The organism is Stenotrophomonas sp. HMWF023 (assembly GCF_003060985.1).
Classification (GTDB): domain Bacteria; phylum Pseudomonadota; class Gammaproteobacteria; order Xanthomonadales; family Xanthomonadaceae; genus Stenotrophomonas; species Stenotrophomonas lactitubi.
Genome location: NZ_QAIJ01000101.1, coordinates 6067 through 7239 on the forward strand (window position 1 = coordinate 6067; position 1173 = coordinate 7239).

Consider the following 1173-nt stretch of genomic DNA (forward strand, 5'->3'; position numbering starts at 1 on the left):
GTGCGGGTTGTCCCAGGCCTTCATCATCGCTTCGCGTGCCGCCTTTTTGTCCTCGGGCGGGGTGGGCGAATCGGCGGTGTGGTCGTCCACTGCCCACAGGCGTTCCAGCCCCAGGCGGGCAGCGAGGACTGCCGCCACCAGGTTGGTTTCATTGCGGCTGGTCAGGCTCTTGTCGAGAATCCCGACCAGCGCAGCATCCAGGCCGTCGCCGGCGATCCGGTCCTGCACAGGCAGACGCAGCCATTGCACCTGCGCCGATCCGCGCTCGCCAGCGGCCAGGAATACCGCGGCCAGGTGCCGACGCTGCGCTGCTGTCGGGCTTGCCGGCCATGCCGACAGCAGGCGTCCCATCTCGGCGTTGGCGCTGGGCACGTCGAGGCCGGTGGCGACGCGGGCCTCGTCGGTGTCGTAGCAGTAGGTTTCAACGCTTTCGGCATAGCGGCTGGGATTGCGACGCATGAAGTCGCACTGCAGGCCGGACAGGTTTTCGGTGGCAATCGCCTGCGGGCGCCAACGTGCCAGGCGCTGCAGCAAGGGCTCCAGCATGGCCGGCTCGAAGGTCTTTGGCAGTTCCGACAGATGTGCTGTCCCAAGCACCAGTACTTCGTTGTGGCGACCGGCAGGTGGTCCCTTCAGCTGGTCGGGATGGAAGCTGGGACGGAATCCCGCGTCGCTGGCCAATGCGCCGGCACTGCACAGGCTGAGGATGATGATGGCGTTCAAGCGTCGAAGCATGCTGCCTCCCAGGAAAAATCCAGTCAGTGGGCACATGCTCGCCGGCAGCGCGCCGGCAAGGGATGTCCCGATGGTCATTGCAACCTTCTGCGTGTCTGCCGCATCCCCTTTCCGTCGGCGCTGGTCCAGAATGGTGGCTGGAAGACTTCCGGAAGCGCGTCATGGATGAAATCGCCACCATCGTAGCCGCAGGTGCCGTGCTTGGTGCACTGGCTGGCTGGATCGGTCCGGGCAGATGGCGGTGGCAGCTGTTGCGGCTGGCACCGTTGCTGCTGGTGCCGTTCGCGTTGTACATCCTCGCCACCCGCAACTGGTTCCTGGGTGGTGGCGGGCCACTGGTGGGACCTTCCCTGCTGGTCGTCTGCGGCAGTCTGGGCTACCTGCCGGCGGTGCTGGCAACGATGCTGCTGCGCTGGGTTCTGCGGCGCGCTGCCGACC

General features: G+C 66.3%; 2 protein-coding genes. One reads left to right on the forward strand and one right to left on the reverse strand.

Annotated elements, in window-relative coordinates:
- Positions 1–735 (reverse strand): hypothetical protein (locus DBR20_RS05155; RefSeq protein WP_258223215.1); only part of this gene is annotated, 735 nt, incomplete at its 3' end.
- 161 nt (positions 736–896) lie between these two features.
- Here DBR20_RS05155 and DBR20_RS22280 point away from each other — a divergent pair.
- The coding region (locus DBR20_RS22280) for a hypothetical protein (RefSeq protein ID WP_219927788.1) at positions 897–1173 on the forward strand (277 nt) is incomplete at its 3' end.